The organism is [Phormidium] sp. LEGE 05292, assembly GCF_015207735.1.
GTDB lineage: Bacteria > Cyanobacteriota > Cyanobacteriia > Cyanobacteriales > Aerosakkonemataceae > Floridanema.
The window spans coordinates 1-16370 of the sequence record NZ_JADEWG010000052.1 but is presented as its reverse complement, the minus strand read 5'-3'; the positions used below and the strand labels follow the sequence as shown (position 1 = coordinate 16370).

Annotated in this window: 17 protein-coding genes; 9 read left to right on the top strand and 8 right to left on the bottom strand. The window is 38.8% G+C overall.

Features of this window, described 5'->3' with window-relative positions; translation table 11 throughout:
* Positions 1 to 184 precede the first annotated feature (184 nt).
* Both IQ264_RS15960 and IQ264_RS15955 read left to right on the top strand, forming a co-directional pair.
* Positions 185 to 1153 carry a M48 family metallopeptidase gene (locus tag IQ264_RS15960; RefSeq protein ID WP_193981786.1) on the top strand — a complete coding sequence of 323 codons (969 nt, stop codon included), beginning with the start codon at positions 185 to 187 and terminating at the stop codon, positions 1151 to 1153.
* Between the two features lie 95 nt (positions 1154 to 1248).
* Positions 1249 to 2838 (top strand): mucoidy inhibitor MuiA family protein, encoded by a 1590-nt coding sequence (locus IQ264_RS15955; protein ID WP_193981785.1) that lies wholly within the window; start codon positions 1249 to 1251, stop codon positions 2836 to 2838.
* A gap of 129 nt (positions 2839 to 2967) precedes the next feature.
* Here IQ264_RS15955 and IQ264_RS15950 read toward each other — a convergent pair whose 3' ends face one another.
* The 5 genes from IQ264_RS15950 to ispG all read right to left on the bottom strand — a co-directional run bounded on the left by IQ264_RS15950 (position 2968) and on the right by ispG (position 9790).
* Positions 2968 to 3123, bottom strand: coding sequence for a hypothetical protein (locus tag IQ264_RS15950; RefSeq protein WP_193981784.1), 156 nt, complete (start codon positions 3121 to 3123; stop codon positions 2968 to 2970).
* Positions 3120 to 4505, bottom strand: a complete 1386-nt coding sequence (locus IQ264_RS15945) for a DNA cytosine methyltransferase (RefSeq protein ID WP_193981783.1) — start codon at positions 4503 to 4505, stop codon at positions 3120 to 3122. The genes IQ264_RS15950 and IQ264_RS15945 overlap by 4 nt, the downstream gene beginning before the upstream one ends.
* Before the next feature lie 235 nt (positions 4506 to 4740).
* Positions 4741 to 6789 carry an elongation factor G gene (locus IQ264_RS15940; RefSeq protein WP_193981782.1) on the bottom strand — a complete coding sequence of 683 codons (2049 nt, stop codon included), beginning with the start codon at positions 6787 to 6789 and terminating at the stop codon, positions 4741 to 4743.
* 358 nt (positions 6790 to 7147) lie between these two features.
* Complete coding sequence (gene ctpC, locus IQ264_RS15935; RefSeq protein ID WP_193981781.1) at positions 7148 to 8446, bottom strand: carboxyl-terminal processing protease CtpC; 1299 nt, start codon at positions 8444 to 8446, stop codon at positions 7148 to 7150.
* A gap of 129 nt (positions 8447 to 8575) precedes the next feature.
* A complete protein-coding gene (ispG, locus tag IQ264_RS15930) occupies positions 8576 to 9790 on the bottom strand; it encodes a (E)-4-hydroxy-3-methylbut-2-enyl-diphosphate synthase (RefSeq protein ID WP_193981780.1) in 1215 nt (404 codons plus the stop codon).
* Between the two features lie 119 nt (positions 9791 to 9909).
* Between ispG and IQ264_RS15925 the strand changes: the two genes are divergently transcribed.
* The 3 genes from IQ264_RS15925 to IQ264_RS15915 all read left to right on the top strand — a co-directional run bounded on the left by IQ264_RS15925 (position 9910) and on the right by IQ264_RS15915 (position 10898).
* Complete coding sequence (locus IQ264_RS15925; RefSeq protein ID WP_228061578.1) at positions 9910 to 10140, top strand: hypothetical protein; 231 nt, start codon at positions 9910 to 9912, stop codon at positions 10138 to 10140.
* A gap of 306 nt (positions 10141 to 10446) precedes the next feature.
* Positions 10447 to 10647: a hypothetical protein gene (locus IQ264_RS15920; RefSeq protein WP_193981779.1), complete on the top strand. Its 201-nt coding sequence runs from the start codon at positions 10447 to 10449 to the stop codon at positions 10645 to 10647.
* Positions 10644 to 10898 (top strand): hypothetical protein, encoded by a 255-nt coding sequence (locus IQ264_RS15915; RefSeq protein WP_193981778.1) that lies wholly within the window; start codon positions 10644 to 10646, stop codon positions 10896 to 10898. The genes IQ264_RS15920 and IQ264_RS15915 overlap by 4 nt, the downstream gene beginning before the upstream one ends.
* Positions 10899 to 11116: 218 nt before the next feature.
* Here IQ264_RS15915 and IQ264_RS15910 read toward each other — a convergent pair whose 3' ends face one another.
* The gene (locus IQ264_RS15910) at positions 11117 to 11323 is read right to left on the bottom strand and encodes a hypothetical protein (protein ID WP_193981777.1); all 207 of its coding nucleotides are present in this window, start codon (positions 11321 to 11323) and stop codon (positions 11117 to 11119) included.
* Positions 11324 to 11550: 227 nt separating this feature from the next.
* Between IQ264_RS15910 and IQ264_RS15905 the strand changes: the two genes are divergently transcribed.
* Together IQ264_RS15905 and IQ264_RS15900 are read left to right on the top strand one after the other, a co-directional pair.
* Positions 11551 to 11964 carry a globin family protein gene (locus tag IQ264_RS15905; RefSeq protein ID WP_193981776.1) on the top strand — a complete coding sequence of 138 codons (414 nt, stop codon included), beginning with the start codon at positions 11551 to 11553 and terminating at the stop codon, positions 11962 to 11964.
* A gap of 74 nt (positions 11965 to 12038) precedes the next feature.
* Complete coding sequence (locus IQ264_RS15900) at positions 12039 to 13430, top strand: serine/threonine-protein kinase (protein WP_193981775.1); 1392 nt, start codon at positions 12039 to 12041, stop codon at positions 13428 to 13430.
* A 22-nt stretch (positions 13431 to 13452) separates the two neighbouring features.
* Here IQ264_RS15900 and IQ264_RS15895 read toward each other — a convergent pair whose 3' ends face one another.
* Positions 13453 to 13887, bottom strand: a complete 435-nt coding sequence (locus tag IQ264_RS15895) for a hypothetical protein (RefSeq protein WP_193981774.1) — start codon at positions 13885 to 13887, stop codon at positions 13453 to 13455.
* 141 nt (positions 13888 to 14028) lie between these two features.
* Between IQ264_RS15895 and IQ264_RS15890 the strand changes: the two genes are divergently transcribed.
* Both IQ264_RS15890 and mnmE read left to right on the top strand, forming a co-directional pair.
* On the top strand, positions 14029 to 14379 hold the full coding sequence (locus IQ264_RS15890; RefSeq protein WP_193981773.1) for a helix-turn-helix domain-containing protein: 351 nt from the start codon (positions 14029 to 14031) through the stop codon (positions 14377 to 14379).
* A complete protein-coding gene (gene mnmE, locus IQ264_RS15885) occupies positions 14379 to 15773 on the top strand; it encodes a tRNA uridine-5-carboxymethylaminomethyl(34) synthesis GTPase MnmE (RefSeq protein ID WP_193981772.1) in 1395 nt (464 codons plus the stop codon). The genes IQ264_RS15890 and mnmE overlap by 1 nt, the downstream gene beginning before the upstream one ends.
* Before the next feature lie 28 nt (positions 15774 to 15801).
* Here the strand turns inward: mnmE and IQ264_RS15880 are convergent, their stop codons facing one another.
* A complete protein-coding gene (locus IQ264_RS15880; RefSeq protein WP_193981771.1) occupies positions 15802 to 16170 on the bottom strand; it encodes a response regulator transcription factor in 369 nt (122 codons plus the stop codon).
* Between the last annotated feature and the right edge of the window lie 200 nt (positions 16171 to 16370).

Sequence of the window (16370 nt, the reverse complement as noted above, 5' to 3'; positions counted from 1 at the left end):
GATCGCTCTACTAATAGATTAGCTTAAAAAATATTTGTGAGTAAGTTAATTTATCAAATATTACGATCCCCTAATTTTGAGCCATCTTCTTCCTCTGTTTCTAGTTCTAAAGCAGCAATAATTGTTCAAACACACCATAATATAAATAGCTATTACCCAAGAAAATCAAAACTGTTAGGTTAGTATGCCAACTTATAAAGGAATCTCCAGCGAAGCGTTTCGCCATCCGCTCGATCGCGAAGCTGAACAAACTCTCCGCAGTTTACCCGGTTTCGATCTGATCGCCAGCAAATTTGTCGAATTTCTCTACGAACGCCCCCAATTTGTTTATCATCTGGGTAACAGCATTCAAGTGGGGCCAAGGCAATATTCTACCATTTATCAAATGTTTCGGGAATGTGTAAAAGATTTAGATATTTACCCGGAACCCGCTATATTTATTAGTCAATATCCTTTAGCTAATGCCTATGCTTTAGGGCAAGAACATCCTTCAATTGTACTAAATTCCGCACTTTTAGATTTGATGAGTGACGCTGAAATTAAGTCAGTAATTGCTCATGAATTAGGACATATTAAATGTGGTCACACTATCTTAAATCAAATGGCACTTTGGGCGATTAGCACAGCTTCTTTTATAGGGGAAATGACTTTTGGTTTGGGTAATTTGATTAGTGGTGGTTTGATTTATGCTTTTTATGAGTGGAAAAGGCGATCGGAATTGTCAGCCGATCGCGCAGCTTTGTTATTAAGTGATGAACTTAATCCAGTTTTAATGTCAATGATGAAATTAGCTGGCGGTAGTCTCAAATATGGCAATGAATGCAGTTTGCCAGAATTTATTCAGCAATCCCAAAGATATCAAAATTTAGATGAAGATGGATTGAATCAGGTTTATAAATTCTTGCTTTATAATAACCTAGCTCAAGGTGTATTTCTCAGCCATCCTTTTTTAGTAGAACGGATTAGTCACTTACAACAATGGTCTGGTTCCGATCAATATCGCCAAATTCGTAACGGTAATTATCAAAAATCTGCCGCCGAAGGTGCAGTTGATGTGAAAGCAGAAACACCGCCAAGTCAAGAGGAGATTTTGCGCCGTCAAATAGAGGAGTTGCAGAAAGAGATCGATCGCATTAAAAAGAAACCACAATAATTAGGTAATAGGTAATGGGTAGTTGGTAGTTGGAAAAATGCTAATTACCAACTATCTACAAACTATCTACAACTAATAACAAATGACAATGACTTATGACAAATGACTGTAAAATTTGTGAAGTAACTGTTTATCATAACCAAGCTTTAGTTACTCGGCGGGGTAAGATTAGGTTAGAAGGTGGACAACAGGAAATTGCGATCGCCAATCTACCCCTAACAGTTCATACTGATTCTGTAACTGCCAGATGTTTGGGTAACGCAGAAGTACAATTATTAGCAGTGCGTACAGAACGGATTTTTGCTAATGAATCATTGCAGCAAAAAAATCATCAAATTTTAGGAAAAATTCGCCAGTTATGCGACCAAAAACGTCATTTAGAAGATCAAATAAGTTCAGTACAATTGCAACAAGATTTCATTCAAAGTTTTAGTGAAAAATCTGTAGATAGATTCACTAGTAATTTAACTGCCGAACCACTTAACTTCAGCGAAATTCAAGAATTGCTTAATTTTCTGGGACAAACTTACCAAAATTATGCCCAAAGCATTAGTGAAAATGAAAAACAAATAATAGAAATAGACAAACGTTTAGAAGCATTACATCAGCAACTCAAACAATTACAGCAACCAGTTTCTAAACAAATTCACAGCAGCGTTAGCATTGTCATTACCTTAGAAACGGCTTTCCCAGGAGATTGTGAATTAGAAATTAGTTATCTAGTCAGTCAGGTTAATTGGACACCATTTTATGACTTAAGAAATACTAGTACAAGTAAGCGAATAAATCTTACTTGTTTAGCAGAAATTAGGCAAAGAACGGGAGAAGATTGGAAAGAGGTTAATGTTACACTTTCCACTGCTAAACCAACTTTAGCTACTCAAACACCAAAATTAGAAACCTGGTATATTACTAGTACTAAAGTTTCAGCCTGTTCCCAGAAATATGCTCAAACCGATGATTTTGCTGAGTTAGAAGCTTTGTTAGCAGAAGAAAATGATACTGACAAACAACAAGAATTATTGCGGGTACAAAAACTAGTCGATCGAACAACTAAATTGGCAGGTGTAGTCACATTTAAACTTGACAAAAATTATACTATTCTCTCTGATGGTACACCTCATAAAGTTACTGTTTTCAATAAAAATTTACCTTGTTTTATAGAATATGTTGCTATACCTCGACAAATGAGTTTTGCTTTCTTAGAAGCGACAGTTACTAACAACACAAATGGTTTAACTTTTTTACCAGGAAAAGCTAATATCTTCTTTGATAATGCTTTGATTGGAACTACTGAATTAGAAAACATTACACCAGGACAAGACTTTAAATTAAATTTTGGGATCGATCGAACTTTAAAAATTGAGCAGGATTTAGTAGAACGAAATATCGAGATTATTGGTAATTATCGTCGCACTACTTATGGATATAAAATAACAGTGCTTAATTTAAAAGCAAAAAAAATTAAGCTGAAATTGATTGTACAATTGCCAGTTAGTCGCGACGAAAAAGTAAAAGTTAGGTTGATTAGCGCAAATCCAGAAATTCATTTGGGAGAAATGGGACAATTAGAATGGTTACTTAATTTAAGAGCAAAAGGAAAGCGGCAATTTAAACTGGAAGTTTATTATCAGTTTAGTATTGAGCATTCTACTGAAATTACGGTGGAAAATTTAGATATTTAGTCATTGTATTTTTCTTAATGATGTGTTCAGTTATGTAAATAAAGTGTACTTATTCGTATTCACTGATTTTTAATTCTATTTCTTTACTTAAATCTTCTATAACTTCTTCGACAATTGATGGCATATCAACTATTTAGCTAAATAAAACCATAAAAAAGGATTTATTTTAAATTCTTGAAGACTTTTGAGCTTTAAAGTATTTTTTCTATGATTATTGATAATTTCATCTATAAAAAAAGCTTTAAGTTTATCTAAAATGTCAATGCGTTCATTTTCTGGAATCATAATTTTTGGCCAAATTTAACTTGGGTTAATAATGATTTCATTAAGTGATAAACTACTGGAACCGGAACTGCATTTCCAAATTGTTTTTTGGCGATATCTTCATTCTCAGCTATGATAAACCAGTCGGGAAACCCTTGCAATTTACCAGCGTCTTTAGCAGAAATAGGCTTAAATTTCTTTTTTTTGTAAATCTCTTTAATAAATTTACTTTTATACTCTTCAGGATTTTCACATCTTTGTATAGAAATCTTGGCTATATAATCTTTATTACCTGTAGCTGTCAAAGTAGGGATGATATCGGAATGAGGTAGAAATACTCTATAAACACCATTGATTCCTGTAGAGTTTTTAGAATTGACAAATTCGTATCCTTCATTTTCGATATAACGAAAAATATTTTTTTTTATAAGCTTATTTAGTTCTTCTTGTTTGAGCTTTGGGATTAATTGTGCTAAAACTTCAAAGGATAAAGGATTTCCATCTTTTGCACCATATTGCTTTTTTCTTCTATTTTTTAGGATTGTATAGCAGAGCAACTTTTCTCTTTCGCTAGTCCTAATGATATCCCATGAATGAATAGTAGTGTGCCCATCTCTTGTATCACAAAAAATAAAAAAATCATTCAGTTCATCATTTTTTTGAAAACGATTTCTGGAACGCGGTATCTTTTCACCAAACAAAATTTCTGCGGCTAATTTGCTTTTGCTAAATTTACTGCAATGCTTTACTCCTTCAATAAAGCTATATAATTTAGGTTTAATTTCTAAAGCTTCTGGAAAAGAAAAGTTTTCATGGTTTTCTAAATCATTTCTTATTCCTACTATAAAAACTCTTTCCCTATTCTGTGGAACTCCAAAGTCATAAGAATTTAGTAATTGAGATTTAACAGAATAACCTATTTTTGTTAAGGAATTAACTATATATTCAAAACTTTTTCTATTGATTGGTTCTATTAAGCCTTTGACATTTTCAAAGATAAAAACTTTCGGCTTATTTATTTCCACAACTCTGATAGTATCAAACCAAAGTTTACCTCTAGGATCTTCAAAGCCTTTAAGTTTACCTGCTACAGACCAAGGTTGGCAAGGAACACCACCAACCACTATATCAACTTCAAAGGGCAATTCGTTTATGTTACGAATATCTCCTAAACTTGCTTCTGGCAAACTCTTAAAATTATTTTCGTAAACTTTTATAGCTTCTTTATCAACTTCTGAATAGCCTAAACATTTACCTCCTAGTTCTTCTAAGGCAATTCTAAAACCTCCTATGCCAGCAAATAAATCTATAAAGGTAAAGTCAAATTTTTCATAAGTGTATTTAAAGGGATGAAACAGTTCTAATTGTTTAACATAACAAACTTCCTTAGTAATACTTTTCATTTTCAGCTAAAGAAATTTAGACAAATTTAATATATATTTTACTAAAAATTTGATAATTGTCAATTACCGTAATTTGGACAAATGAAAATTAGGTTAGCGATCGCTTTTGAGAACAAACCCCTGAAAACCGATCGCAGTTTCCAGGGGTATAATCATGAAAATTTTTGGTAAAGCCCGATATTTCTAATTTGAAAAACGCAGATGAACGCAGATGAATATCGGACTTTGCCAGAAATTATTTACCGTTACCGTTACCATTAGCATTACTTGCTACAACTTTTTCGGCAAGTTTTTCTGGTACTTCTTGCAAATGGTCGTATTTCCAATCAAAGAAACCTACGCCCATTGTGAGACTGCGTAACTCAATAATAAAGTCACGCATTTCCGCTTGTGGCAAATAAGCAGAAATTTTATCCCAACCTTTCCAACCATCTTTTGCTTCATAACCTAACACTTGTCCCCGTCGTCCGGTGAGCAATTGCATAGCTTTGGAAGTAAAATCTTTGGGTGTGGAAATTTCAATTGCGGTAATAGGTTCTAACAGAACTGGTTGACATTGAGGTAGTCCTTCTTGCATTGCTAAACGTGCAGCTTGCTTAAAGGCTTGTTCCGAACTATCTACAGTGTGATAAGAACCATTAATTAGCGTCACCGCTAGATCAACTACTGGGAAACCTAATGGCCCATGTGCCAAATATTCGCGCACACCTGTTTCCACACCTGGAATATATTGACGGGGAACTACTCCACCGACAATTTTCTCATCAAAGTTGAAACCTTCACCACGATTTAAAGGTTTAATATTCAAGTAAACATCGCCAAATTGTCCATGTCCGCCACTTTGGTGTTTGTAGCGTCCATGTACGGAAGAGGCAGGTTTGCGGATAGTTTCTTTGTAGGGAACTTGCGGTAAATGTGTCGCCATTGGCAAGTTATACTTGCGACGCAGACGGTCTAAAGCTATTTGTAGGTGAATATCACCTTGTCCCCAGAGGATGACTTCGCGAGTGTCGCCATGTTGTTCCCAACCTAAAGAAGGGTCTTCTTCAGTTAATTTGGCAAAGGCAGTGCTGATTTTTACTTCATCGTTGCGTTTTTCCGCAGTTACGGCTAAAGCATAAACCGGAGTCAATTGTTCCGCTTTGGGTAACTCTGACTCCGGTTGTCCGCTGATGCTTGAGAGGGTATCGCCAGTTTTTATGCCCTCTAACCTACCAATAGCAACAATTTCGCCAGCTTTAGCCTCTTGTACGCTAGTTTGTTGTTGACCTGTGAGGCGATATAAACCACCTGCACGCACGCCGTTGAGGGTTGCACCATCAGTAATAGTGCCTTGCCAAACTCTGACTAAGGAAAGTTTGCCACCTTGGGGAGTGAAGTAAGTTTTCAATACTTGGGCTAAGGGTGTTTCGCCTTTGAGGGAAATACCGCGCCGTTCTTTGATGGTGTCTGGTTCTGGGGCTTCGCGCAACAGGGCTTCTAGTAAGGGTCGCACACCAAAGTCTTTTTCGGCAACACCTAAGAATACTGGCACAATTAAGTCTGCGCCTAATTCCATTTTCAGGTCGGCGACTATTTCTTCTTGGGGCGGTTCAATTTCTTCGAGGAGTTCTTCAAGTAGGTGATCGTCAAAGTTAGCTAACTCTTCTAGCATTTCTGCCCTGGCAGCGTGTTCCTGTTCTTTGAGTTCTTCCGGGAAGGGTACGGGGTCAGCTGGGGCACCAGGATGGTAGTGATAAGCTTGTTCTGTTACGAGGTCAATGAAACCGATCAGGTCTTCTCCTTGACCTATAGGATATTGATGCGGAACTAAGGGGCGGCTGGAAACAGCTTTCAGGGCGTGCAGTACGTCCATGAAGTTGTTATTCGCCCGATCCATTTTGTTAATGAATACTAGGTGGGGAATTTCCCAGTCGTCGAGGAATTTGAAGAGGGGGGCAAGGGTGAGGACTCGATCGCTTACTGGTTCACAAACCACAACTGCTGCGTCTACACCAATTAAGGCGTTACAGGTTTCTTGGGCAAATTCTACGGAACCCGGACAATCTAAAAATGTGAAATTGATGCCTTCGTATTGGGTATTTGCTACTGATACTTCGACGCTCATTTGGCGATCGCGTGCTTCAGCAGAACTATCTCCCACTGTGTTTTTATCTTTAATACTGCCTTTGCGCGAAATCGCACCTGTAACGAATAATAAACTTTCTAGCAAGCTAGTTTTACCGCTTAAATAAGGGCCTACGATCGCGACATTCCGGCAGTTAGAAACAACTTTTTCGCTCATAAATCCTCCTTTACGACTGCCTTTTTACTCGATCCCTATAGCAGTCGTGTCTACTAATGTTTGCAATTGTTCTGTTGAGTTTTAGGTTTTAGTTTTAACTAAAATCCAAAGAAAATCTAAAATTTTTTTTGCTGTGTTGTCCTGAAATTAAATCACCTATCTGTGAAGTTACCTCGGATTTCATCTGAGGTTAACCCCTATTTAACACACTGTCACAAAAAGCTAGTTTTGCTTTATATTTACGTTTAACAAATATGAATATTTGAAAATTTTTCTCTGTATTTACAATAATTTCTGCAAAAAAGTAGAGACGTTGTATACAACGTCTCTACAAGGCTTCTTTAATTTCTGCAAACACTTATTGCTGCGAAGAAGTGTTCGTTGGACGAGCGCCTCCGTTACGTTTGGCGATTTGTTGTTGCAAAATTTCCACTGCTTTCGCATATTGGGGATCTTGCAGAGTGCCTATTTCATCGCGGTTCTTCACCAATTGTTGCTTTTGCGCGTCGGAAAGTTCAACGACGACATTGGGAGCAATTCCCGCGTGATTAATGTCTCTACCGCTGGGGGTGAAGTACTTGGCAATAGTTACAGCTAGTCCCGAACCATCTCCCAAAGGTCTGACCGATTGTACTAAACCTTTACCAAAGGTTTTTGTCCCTACCAAAACGGCGCGATTATTATCTTGCAGTGCGCCTGAGAGAATTTCGCTGGCACTAGCAGATCCACCATCAACCAAAATTACCAATGGTTTATCTGTTAATTGACGATGGTTAGCTTTTTGGCGTTCGCTTTCGCCTTGACGATCGACTGTTGAGACGATCGAGCCTTCTTTCAACCACATCCGGGCAATATCAATACTGGAATAGAGTAACCCACCTGGGTTAGAACGTAAATCCAAAACATAACCAGCAACGCCTTGTTTTTCTAAAGCCTGAATTGCTGCACGCATTTCGGGCGCAGAGTTGGCGCTAAACTGGTTTAACCGAATATAACCGATTCCACCTGGAACATCTTTACGAGCGTTGAAACGTACTGGGTGAATTTCGATCCGTTCCCGTTTGAGTTTAAAGGTTTGTTCTTGAGTCTTCCGCTTAATAGTCAGATTAACGTCTGAACCTACCGGACCTCGAATCAAGTTAACCACATCATTAACGCTCATCCCGGCAGTACTCTTGCCATCAATCTTGACGATTTCATCTTTGGCAAGCACCCCAGCTTTCGCAGCTGGTGTACCTTCTATGGGAGAAATTACGACTATTTTCTTAGTTTGTTCATCCTGAGTTAACTGGATACCTACACCTGTCAATTCCCCAGAAGTATCGATTTGCATACTTTTAAACTCTTGGGGGTCCATAAACCGGGTGTAGGGATCGTCCAGCTTTTTCAGCATTTCCCGGATTGCTTTGTAGGCATCTTCTGGTGTAGCGTAAGTCCGGCCCAAGTATTCGTTGCGAATAGCTTGCCAATCTACTTGGTTAAAAGTGCCATCCACATAATTGCGATCGACAATCTGCCAAACTTCATCAACAAGTTCTTTGGGACTTTCTCTGAAAAAAGCTTGACTGGAGAGATGAATACCAGCGCCTGTGACAGCAACAGTCGTTAATACCGCAGCTGTCGCACCTAAAAAGAGACCTTTTCTAGTTATTGTCATACTGTTCTTACTGAGCCGGAGGGAAAAAACTGTTCTGCAAATTACGCCCAATTTAGCACAGGCTTTTTAAGTAAAAGTTCAGTGCTTATGACTATTTTGCTAATGGCATATTGACAAGTCATACGGTATTTAAGGATCAACCCAACGACCGTCTGCCTTTATTAAGTTAATTAGCTCCTCCACACCTTGAGACTCTGGGACTTTTTTAATTTCTTCTCTGCCACGATACAGAGAAATATAACCGGGCTGTTTTCCAACATAACCGTAATCGGCATCTGCCATTTCTCCTGGGCCATTGACAATACAACCCATTACTGCTATGTCCAAACCAGTCAGGTGTTTGGTGGCTTCTCGCACTTTATGCAACACTTCTTCCAGGTTGAATAAAGTACGACCACAGGAAGGACAGGCGACATATTCGACCATCGTTTTCCTGAGTCCCAAAGCCTGAAGAATACTATAGCAGACCGGAATCTCTTTTTCCGGCGCTTCGGTAAGGGAAACCCGAATTGTGTCACCAATCCCATCTGCTAATAAGCTAGCAATTCCCGCCGTAGACTTGATTCTGCCGTATTCCCCATCCCCGGCTTCCGTGACTCCCAAATGTAGAGGATAGTCCATTCCTAGTTCATCCATCCGCTTTGCCATCAGGCGATAAGCTGCAATCATCACGGGTACGCGGGAAGCTTTCATAGAAATGACTAAGTTGCGAAAGTCCAGGGATTCACAAATGCGAATAAATTCGATCGCAGATTCTACCATCCCCTCCGGCGTGTCACCGTAAGTAAACAGCATTCTTTCCGCCAGCGAACCATGATTAACCCCGATTCGCATCGCCTTACCTTGATCGCGCAAAGAAACCACCAAAGGTTCTAAAGTTTCCCGGATTTTCTCCCCAATTTCATCAATTTCAGCTTGCGTAAATTCCGTTCTATCCGGTCTAGGTTTCTCAAACACATATAATCCCGGATTAATCCGCACTTTGTCCACATATTTAGCAACTTCCAAAGCAATTTTCATCCCATTGTGGTGAACGTCAGCCACTAAAGGGACATCTTGATAAGTTTCCTGGAGTTTTCGCTTAATTTCGCCAACTGCTTTAGCATGACCAACACTAGGAACAGTAACGCGCACAATTTCGCAGCCAATCTCATGCAAGCGACGAATTGCGGCAACTGAGCCATCAATATCCATCGTGTCTTCGTTAATCATCGACTGTACTACCACTGGGTAGCCACCGCCAATAGTAACGTTAGCGACTTTCACAGGACGAGTTTTGCGCCGTTTAATTACGGTATCAAATTCCGGTTGACTGGTAGTAGCGGGATTGGGCAGTGTTTGCATAACCTGTTCTTTACTTTGCTGTTCCTCTCTGTTCTTCAGGTTGCCACAGAAGGGGACAATTTTGTTAATGATCAGCGTTAGAGTAGATTAGTCTTTACCCTAAAACATTATGGTTTGAGATGGTAAATTCAATGGATGAGTCAGATATAGAAGAGTTACAAAACGCAGAAATTAAAGAATTAATCACTCAAAATTTAGAAACATTAAACGAGAACCAACTTATAGAAGTTGCAGATTTTATCGCTTTCCTAAAATTCCGTTCTCAACGCACTGGCTTAGGGAAAAACGGAAGTAAACTGACAGCACTTGATGACGAATTTGCTGAAGAAGATGAATTATTTGCTGAATAAGGAATGCGTGATATGTAAAATTTGTGAAAAAATAAATTTAAAATTTGTGAAGGGTGATTGTTGTAGTATCTTGTAGTTTTGTGTCACTAAATGCGAGTTTTTGATAAAAGAAGATTTCCAAGTAAATAGGGCGAATAAAACTTAGAAACAATAACTACATTAAGTAGTCGGACAAAAGAAAGCGAGACTGTGTTAAGTTTTGCAACATAGTGAAGAGCGATCGCTAAATTGAGGCAAGCGATCGCTTGGAACCAGACAAAAATGTAAAATGGATAAATGCAATGAAAGACTTAGTTGTTCTGACACATGAATAACCTAGAAGATATTGAACAGGCTGTTAGACAACTTTCCCCAGAGGAACTAGCGGCTTTTCGTGACTGGTTTGCGGAATTTGATGCGGAAGTCTGGGATCGACAGTTTGAAGCCGACGTAGCAGCAGGTAAGCTTGATGCACTTGCGGAGAAAGCATTAAAACATTTACGAGAAGGAAGCTGCACCGATTTGTGAGATACCGTGCAACTCCCGATTTTTGGTATCACTATCGACAGTTACCTCCAGATATTCAGGAACTCGCGGATCAATGTTACGAGTTGCTGAAGCAGGACTCTTATTATCCATCATTACATTTTAAAAAAGTGGGACGCTTTTGGTCAGTACGGGTAGGCTTACACTATCGAGCAGTAGCATTAGAAGATGATAACGATATTGTTTGGTTCTGGATCGGATCGCACGCTGAGTATGACAAACTTTTGAGGTGACTATTTCAAATTACGCCAAGTTGAGAGTTCGCTGATGAGCCAAATTAACTATGATTCAATGTTTACTAATGAGTTGATTAAATAATTAATGCAATCAGGAAAATATTAAGGTAAATCTAAAATCTAAAATTGAATTGACGATCGCACCATCTTCCCCAAAACTCCCCCACCAAAATGTAAAATAGTAAAATGCGATCGCCAAAAATTGTCAACTAATTTTATTCGGGAAAATCAGGAATTACCCATTGGGGTGGCTGGGACATTTTTTTTCTTAAAGCAGCTTGGGCAATTTCGTGCATTCTATCTAACGAAACTTCGTTGATAAACTTGGATGCCGAGGTAACATATTCCTTTTTGGGGCATTTATCACCCAAAACACAGCCATTAACGCAGGCTTCCTCACAGTTTATTGTTGTAGCTTCCATGTTCTCTTTCCTTGAGTTCTATTTTTCACCAACCACGATACAAGGCTGTGATTAAATGAAAATTTCTTTTACAAATTGTAATACATAAGCTTAATGATTGGCATCACACTCAAAAAATGGTTAAACTTCAGACATACTCAGGGCTAATACCTGGTATTTGGCAAACTTGCTGATTATGATTGAGCAGTACCAGCCATTTTTTAGCTAATTGACAGGTAGGAGCAACGATGGCTTTGCAAGTAGAAGTTTTACAAGAAACTTTCCAACAGATTAAAGAAAATACCGATGAGTTCGCCATCAGTTTCTATGAAAATTTATTTCATGATTATCCTCAGATTCAGCCTTTGTTTGCACGGACAAATATGACGGAACAACACAAGCACTTAGTCCGCGCTTTAATGTTAACTATAGAAAATATTCGGGATGCCGAAACGGTAAATGATGCTTTAACACAACTGGGTGCGCGTCATGTACAATATGGTGCGTTGAAAGAATATTATCCTGAGTTCTGTGCTGCTTTATTGAAAACTTTTGAATTATACTTGGGAGAAAATTGGACAGCAGAGGTAAAACAAGCTTGGGTAGAAGCTTTTGCCGCGATATCTCAAATAATGTTAGAAGGTGCAGAGAAAATCGCTTGACTGATTGGTGTTTTTTACCAATTGATGAGTTAAAATTTCTTAAACTTCCCTGTTGTGTTTCTTGACTCGTAAGAATGTCTAACTCTTCACCTTTGACTGTTGGCTCGAAGCTAGAAAATCGGTATGAAATTGTCCGCGAGTTGGGACAAGGCGGCTTTGGACGTACTTACTTAGCCAGGGATATTAATCGTTACCAAGAAGCTTGTGTTTTGAAAGAATTCGCTCCCCAAATTCAAGGTGCTCATGAGTTAAAGAAAGCTGAAGAGTTATTTGAACGAGAAGCAAGTGTTCTCTATAAATTGCAACATTCCCAAATTCCGAATTTTCGGGAGTTTTTGCGATCGCACTTAAACAGCAAACAATCACTGTTTTTAGTTCAAGATTATATCGAAGGTGAGAGTTACGCGCAACTTTTAAAACAGCGTTGTTTGAGTGAAGCGGAAGTAGTTGAATTACTGCGGCAAATTTTGCCAGTGTTAGAATACATTCACTCTCAAGGTGTGGTGCATCGGGATATTTCGCCAGAAAATTTGATGCAGCGTAGTGCAGATCAAATGCCAGTTTTAATTGATTTTGGTGGGGTGAAACAAGCGGCAACAACTGCTGTTTCTAAGGCGACTGGACAACCTTTGGTAACTTTGTTGGGTAAGGAAGGTTATGCACCACCAGAACAAATACGCCAGGGAAAAGCTTTTCCTAGCAGCGATTTATATGCTTTGGCGGTGACGGTTTTGGTGTTACTATCTGGGAAACAACCAAAGGAACTTTATGATAATTCTAAAGCTGTTTGGTGCTGGCGGCAATACATTAGTGTAAGTCCAGAATTAGGGATTATTTTAGATAAATGTTTGGCTTATCGCGCTAGCGATCGTTATCATTCAGCTAGAGAAGTTTTGCAGCTTTTGCCAACAGTTACTAACCCTAATTCTCAGCCTGTTGTTCATCCTAATCCTCAACCTGTTACTGCGGGTAATCCGAGTATTTCTCAGATTCCAACTCTTAATTTTGTTGGTCGTCGCTGGGGAACAAATATTACTCAAGTTATTGCTAATGTAGGAAAAACGCTTGTTAAATTACCTGTTAAAAAGCTATTTGGAGTAAAGTTTTTAGTCAATAGTTTGAAAGTTGGTACAGTTGTAGTGGTGGGAGTTGGTGCTTGGAATTTTGCTCAAGCTGGATTATTGAAATTGCCGACAAAAATATCTTTTCCTAATTTACCTAATATACCTAATTCTGCTAGCTTAACTAAAGCTGAAATAGACCGTCAAACGGAAATTATGCGGCGCAGTAAGGCTTTAGGAGTGGGGAATTTTTATACTCAAGTCGATCGCCTATTTTACACCAAATATCCAGAACTAAAAGGACGCGCTTTAACTGAAAAACCAGAGGATGCTAAATATCGTCAACGGTGGTGCGATCTTGCGGAAGATTTATTAGATAAATTAGAAAGGGAAAAGTCTATTTGATTGATCTAACCTTGACAATTTATTAGGCAATTCTTAAAGTAGATTGCAATTGATACCAATGAGTCCTTAAACTGTGCCAAATTTGATTTGCCATTGTTCGAGGATAGAAAAATTTGCTCAGTTCGTATTCGATGCGATCGCCTACAGTCTCCCACTCTGCAAGGTTTTTACAGTCATGTATCAGGTTTTCTACTGCGTTTAACCAACGTTGAAATATCCGATAACTGAAAAATGAACAGCAAATTTTTCCGTTTATATTCCAATAAGATATACATATTTGATGCCGGAGACAACGAATTTTTTTCACTTCTTGAATCGGAACACCAAACTCTTTTAACGCTTTCTCCGCTTCTGTTTTGGAAATTAACCATTTCAGTGGGTTGATTTTACCCGCAACAATTAAACTTTGACCTTTTAGATTGTATTGTTTACTATGGTGACTACGGTAATGAAACATGATGCCTTCCCCCTGGTTTTTTCACCAAAAATATTCGACTAATTCGTAGTAAGGTAAATTCTCCATATTTTTTATAGTATACGACATACCGTATAAAATCAAGAATAACAGTGATTTACAATTGCAATTAATAATGTAATTTTGCAGCGATTAACTGTGGGCAAAAGTCGAGTGGCGCAAACTTTAGGTAGATATCGATTCAACTCTGAAGGAGTGGTGCGTGTGGGGGAAATCCTTCGCAGTGCTAGAGAAGCAAAAGGCTGGAGTTTGCAAGATTTACAGGCTTTTTGCGGCTTACCAGCTAGCACAGCTAATGGCATTGAAAATGGATTTGTCACAAAAATTCAAGCTGATACCCTAGAAACGTTACGGGTAGCTTTAGAACCGGAAAATCCTACTACGGGAAAGACTTATACTCTTGGCGAGTTGTATGAGTTAATGCTGGTGAGGGAAGAAATTTCTGGTAGTGCGAAAGGAAAAAAACAAAACTGATGTCACAGACATTAGCAACGAGTGGTACGATCGCAGCCATTGCGACAGCTATTGTTCCTCAACAAGGTAGCGTGGGAATTGTGCGAGTTTCGGGAACGGAAGCGATCGCGATCGCGCAACATCTTTTTCATGCACCCGGTAAGCAAAAATGGGAAACTCATCGTATCCTTTATGGTTATATTCGCCATCCCCAAACACAACAATTAATTGATGAAGCGTTGCTTTTAATTATGCAAGCGCCTCGTTCTTTCACGCGAGAAGATGTTGTCGAATTCCACTGTCACGGGGGAATTATGGCAGTACAACAAGTATTACAATTGTGTATTGAACAAGGTGCTAGATTAGCGCAACCGGGAGAATTTACTCTACGAGCTTTTTTAAATGGCAGAATTGATTTAACCCAAGCAGAAAGTATTGCAGATTTAGTGGGTGCAAAATCGCCGCAAGCTGCACAAACGGCTTTAGCTGGGTTACAAGGAAAGTTAAGAGAACCAATTCAGCAATTACGAATTACTTGTTTAGATATTTTGGCAGAAATTGAAGCCAGAATCGATTTTGAGGAAGATTTACCACCATTAAATGAGGAAAATATTGCAGCACAAATTGCCGAAGTTACGGCCAAAGTGCAACAAATTTTAGCAACTGCCGATCGCGGAGAATTGTTGCGAACTGGGATTAAAGTAGCAATTGTTGGTCGTCCCAATGTGGGAAAATCTAGTTTGTTGAATGCTTGGAGTAGAAGCGATCGCGCCATTGTCACCGAACTACCAGGAACTACCAGAGATGTTGTCGAATCTCAATTAGTTGTTGGTGGTATTCCTGTACAAGTTTTAGACACAGCAGGAATTCGAGAAACTAGCGATATTGTAGAGAAAATTGGTGTAGAGCGATCGCGCCGTGCAGCCGAAGCCGCTGATTTAATTTTACTAACTATAGATGCTCAAAGTAGTTGGACAGTAGAAGAAGCAGAAATTTACCAACAAGTCAAAACTCGTCCAGTAATTTTAGTCATTAATAAAATCGATTTAATAACAGAAAATCAAAAGCAAAATCTCTTAGCTAAAATTCCCCAGTTTGAATTTCAAGTTTACACTGCCGCAGCACATAACCAAGGAATTGAAGAATTAGAAACAGCTATTTTAGCAGTGATTCATGGAGGTAAAGTACAAGCCGCCGATCTAGATTTAGCAGTTAACCAAAGACAAGCAGCAGCCCTGACAAAAACAAAAACTTCCTTAGAACAAGTATTAACCACTATTGCTGAACAATTACCCTTAGATTTTTGGACAATTGACTTGCGCGGAGCAATCCAAGCATTAGGAGAAATTACAGGCGAGGAAGTAACAGAATCAGTACTCGATCGCATTTTCAGCCGCTTTTGTATTGGTAAATAGTAATTTCATCCCATTACAAACTACCAAATTAAGAAGGTCGTAATAATTGTTTCACCGTTCCTACCAACTCTTGCGGATGGAAAGGTTTAGCGATGTAGGCATCTGCGCCTTGCTTCATTCCCCAATAGCGATCGAATTCCTCCTTCTTTGCCGAACACATCACCACCACTAAATTCTGCGTTTTCGTATTACTTTTGAGCCGACGGCAAACTTCGTAACCATTCATGTTCGGCATAATGATGTCCAAAACTACTAAATCAGGTGGATTTCCATCGATTTGTTCCAGCGCTTCGACTCCATCACTAGCCACTCTAACTTTTAGCCCCATCCCGATAAGTAAGTCAGAGATCATTTCCCGTTGAGCTTTATTGTCTTCCACAACTAGAACTGTAGCCATAGATTGTTACCTAAATTGTTTAGTTCAGGCACGTACAAGATAAGAGGGTTGTGTATCTAGCGTAACATTACTCTTTTAATAAAAAATCAACCACTCCTGATACCTCTATTATCACACTTCAACCAAACTAAGCAAATTTCCAGTTGACAGATAGCTGATAGTTCGATAGTTCGATAGAGAGATGGGGGGATGGGGAGATG